This is a genomic window from Microcoleus sp. B13-B6 (assembly GCF_036705405.1).
Taxonomy (GTDB): Bacteria; Cyanobacteriota; Cyanobacteriia; order Cyanobacteriales; family Microcoleaceae; genus Microcoleus.
In genome coordinates this window covers 1-3681 of record NZ_JAUBUJ010000218.1, presented here as the reverse complement: position 1 = coordinate 3681, position 3681 = coordinate 1, and the positions used below count along the sequence as shown (strand labels likewise).

Below are 3681 nucleotides of genomic sequence, written 5' to 3'. Positions count from 1 at the left end.
TTATGAACAGGCAAGATGCCTGTTCCACAAGAAAATTTATATTTTGTGGAACAGGCATCTTGCCTGTTGCTGACAATGGTGCAAGATATCAGTTTAAACCGACTCAAGAGTTTGAACGAGGAAATTATTGATTTTAGTCCTCTTTTAGAGGACTTTAGCTATGAGACAGGGGTTTTTAACCCCTGTCGGACTCTCGGAGTGATCGATAAGACTGAGACCGCGTTTACCAATGCCCAATGCCCAATTCCCAATTCCCAATGCCCAATTCCCAATTCCCAATTCCCAATTGATATGACAGTTATTCAGACGTTTTTACCAATAGCCCAAACCTTCTATTCTCAGCTAAATGCAGAAAGAACACAAGCCTTGGAAGTAGCCCAAGAATTCTCGAAAAAATTCGTAGAATTGGGGTTTAAAATTGTACCTCAACTGCTGTGGGCGATCGGCATTTTGTTAATTACGCGATTTGCGATCGGCTTTGCGGGCCGCGTGACTCGCCGAGCACTGAGTCGCACCGAAGCCACCCTGCGGAAATTCTTAGTTCAAGCTGCTGAAATTACGATTTTGGTAGTGGGAGTAGTCGCCGCTTTGAGTCAGTTGGGAATTCAAACTACCAGCGTGGTTGCGGTGGTGGGTGCCGCGGGTTTGGCGATAGGTTTGGCGTGGCAAAATACTTTGTCGCACTTTGCTGCTGGGGTAATGTTGATTAGTTTGCGGCCTTTTGAAGTCGGGGATGGGATTGAAGCTGGCGATGTTAAGGGAGTGGTGGACAGCATCGGGATTTTTTCAACAACCGTGGTGACAGACGATCGCATAAAAATTATTGTCCCGAACAATCAGTTGTTTAACGGTACACTGAAAAATACAACGGCAATGGGAACGAGGCGAGTAGACTTGAAGATTGATATTGGCGATCGACCAATTCGTCCAACTGTAGCTGAGTTATTAGAAATTGCCCACTCTCACCCGCTGGTGTTGGAAAATCCGCCCCCGACTTGTTTGGTAGCTGAGATTACTCCAGATACAACTATTTTATCTCTCCGACCTTGGTGCGCGTCGGTGGCCTACGAACAAGTGCGATCGCAAGTTCAACAATACGTCAAAGAGGCAATGGATGCCGACAAAAATCAAGAACAATAGATATCAATCTAAAATCTAAAATCCCAAATCGATCCGAGGTATTTCCCATGAGCAAGTGGTATCCGCAGCAAATTTTGCAAGAACCCGGTGTCAGAATCACCGCCACCGAAAAACAAACAATTCTCAGCAAATTTCCGCCTCCCGACGAAAACGGTCAAATCTATGCCGACGGGGTTTTTGAAGGCGGTGGCGTGCGCGGAGTTGCGTTTTTAGGAGCACTGAGGTGCTGTAGCGATTTGGGCATCCAGTGGCGAAAATTGGCCGGCACTTCTGCAGGCGCAATTACTGCCGCAGTATTGGCAACCGACTTGTCAATAGATGATTTAGAGGAAATTTTAGGACAGCTCGATTACAGCATATTTTTAACTCAAAAAAACAGTCCTCTAATTTTAAACGGCGACCCCGCAGACGACTTGCAATCTCCTGCTTGGACGCTGCTTTTCCTCACAGTTAGCCGTCAGATGGGAGAATATTCGGCGCAGCCGTTCCGGCAGTGGCTGGAAGCAATGCTCGGTCGAGGTAACTTGCACACTTTTGCCGATGTCAAAGAAATCGTAAAAGAGCGGGAATTAAAAGTAGTAGTATCCAACCTCAGTCGCGGTGAAATGTTGGTGCTGCCCGACGACTTACACCGACGCGAATCGACGGATTCCGATCCTTTGTACGAGCAGTTGCGACTCAAAAGTGCTGAACATTTTAGCGTGGCTGAAGCCGTTCGGTTGTCGATGAGTATTCCGCTATTTTTTGAACCAGGAAAACTCGGCGATGACTTAATTGTAGATGGCGGAATTTTGAGCAATTTCCCCCTGTGGATTTATGACAAACAATCCGTCGGTGCGACTCCTGCTATGCCGCGCTGGTTTACCTTTGGGTTTCGATTGGTCGATACTGGAATTGAGAGTAAAGCTAAGATTGATACTCCGCTGTCGATGCTGGCGGCGATGTTCCGAACGATGATGAAAGCAAGAGACCGCTATCACCAGCGAGAAATGGATAAGGGCAGGGTGATTAATATTGATGTGACTGATGCTGGGGTGACGACGACGGACTTTAATCTCGATGGCGATCGCAAGGCTCACCTGTACCGCTTGGGATATTTGTATACTAAGAGGTTCTTTTTGAGTTCCAATTTTAGTTGGGAAAAGCACTTGAAGGCTAGGGGATTTGGGGAGTAGGTTTCGAGTCTGGAGTTGGGCCAGAGGCGGATATTGGGTAAAATCTGCCTTTTGCCTGCGGCGGAAAGTATACAGACTAAGGGATTGAGGGATTTTTAAATTAGGGGTTGGCAAAAATAAGATGTGTGTGCTATAGTTAGTTACTGTCATCTTGGAGAGGTGGCTGAGTGGTCGAAAGCGGCAGATTGCTAATCTGTTAAGGGTGTTAACATCCTTCGAGGGTTCAAATCCCTCCCTCTCCGTTCTATTTAATGCTTTATGAATCAAGGGTTTTGGATTCGTAATACCCTTAAAAGTTGCGTTTTGCGCTTATTTTTTGCTCTCTCTTGGCGATCGGTAGCGCCACCTCAGTCGGCCGCGATCGTCAATGAAGCTATCGCTGCGATCGCAATTTTCCCAACAACGATCGCAATATGGTACGCTCAAGAGCCGGATCTTCATCTGTGTTAAGGTGTGAGTAAGTGATTCCAGGATTCGGCGAAAACGGCAACTTACCCCCAGGAGTTCATTTTTGCTAATGGGAAGAATTTGTAGAACGATTTGGAAGCAACGAGCTGAGGTTGCGTTTAATGCGCGGACTGCGAATGGCAATGGAGCAACTCAAAGCAGGTGGTTGCCGGACAATTTATATCAACGGCAGCTTTGTTACCATTAAGCCAGACCCAGGAGATTTTGATGCTTGTTGGGATAGCGAGGATGTCGATTACGATTATCTCCGAAAAAATGCCCCTAGATTACTAAATCATTTGGATCGTAGCGCACAGAAATCCAAATATAAAGGTGAAATTTTTCGTTCAGATCAACCTGTAGGAGATTACGGCTTAACTTCTATAGAATTCTTTCAGCGTGACAGACAGTTAAATCCTAAGGGCCTTATTGCTATAGATTTATTAAGGTGGAACCCATGATTAAAAATGAAAAAGAGTATGAATATAGTCAAGAATGCGCCCGAAAATTTGAATATTCTCTTAGGGCGTTAGAGCAAGATGAGGAACTGAAGAAAAAAGACCCCGAAGGGTGGCAACTCGGGTCAGGAACGGCAAAAACTCCATTTATTACCTTACGTCTGATTGAAGTTCGTTCAGGTAAGATTTGGCATTCTTATTTAACAAGCGTACTAGATCCTCATGTATTACCTCCCTACGTTGTGGCAGATTTATATCGTAGGCGCTGGAGGATTGAAGATGCTTTTAATACCGTCAAAAGACTCTTGGGATTAAGTTATTTGTGGACGGGTTCTCTCAACGGCATTCAGCTCCAAATTTGTTTGGGAGACTTGGATATTTTATCAGGGTAAACGCATCTAATTTTGTATAAATTGTACTTGACAAAACGCCACCAAGAGGAAAGGGATTTTTTCTTAGTC

3 protein-coding genes, 1 tRNA gene and 2 pseudogenes are annotated in these 3681 nt (G+C 45.3%); all 6 read left to right on the top strand.

The features are described from left to right. Positions 1 to 15: 15 nt before the first annotated feature. On the top strand, positions 16 to 1140 hold the full coding sequence (locus QUB35_RS38650; protein WP_333148325.1) for a mechanosensitive ion channel family protein: 1125 nt from the start codon (positions 16 to 18) through the stop codon (positions 1138 to 1140). Between the two features lie 47 nt (positions 1141 to 1187). Then, positions 1188 to 2315, top strand: coding sequence for a patatin-like phospholipase family protein (locus tag QUB35_RS38645; protein ID WP_333148323.1), 1128 nt, complete (start codon positions 1188 to 1190; stop codon positions 2313 to 2315). A 153-nt stretch (positions 2316 to 2468) separates the two neighbouring features. Further along, positions 2469 to 2557: transfer RNA gene (locus QUB35_RS38640), tRNA-Ser, on the top strand. 16 nt (positions 2558 to 2573) lie between these two features. Then, positions 2574 to 2765: a hypothetical protein gene (locus QUB35_RS38635; protein ID WP_333148321.1), complete on the top strand. Its 192-nt coding sequence runs from the start codon at positions 2574 to 2576 to the stop codon at positions 2763 to 2765. A gap of 80 nt (positions 2766 to 2845) precedes the next feature. Continuing rightward, positions 2846 to 3223, top strand: a pseudogene (locus QUB35_RS38630) (DUF6932 family protein); the annotation flags it as partial. Continuing rightward, positions 3220 to 3604: pseudogene (locus QUB35_RS38625) on the top strand (transposase); the annotation flags it as partial. The pseudogenes QUB35_RS38630 and QUB35_RS38625, both read left to right, overlap by 4 nt. Positions 3605 to 3681: the final 77 nt, after the last annotated feature.

Bases quoted from the DNA above. Each gene is read 5' to 3' on its own strand.
- QUB35_RS38650 (WP_333148325.1), top strand. From the start codon at position 16: ATGCCTGTTCCACAAGAAAATTTATATTTTGTGGAACAGGCATCTTGC.
- QUB35_RS38645 (WP_333148323.1), top strand. From the start codon at position 1,188: ATGAGCAAGTGGTATCCGCAGCAAATTTTGCAAGAACCCGGTGTCAGA.
- QUB35_RS38635 (WP_333148321.1), top strand. From the start codon at position 2,574: ATGAATCAAGGGTTTTGGATTCGTAATACCCTTAAAAGTTGCGTTTTG.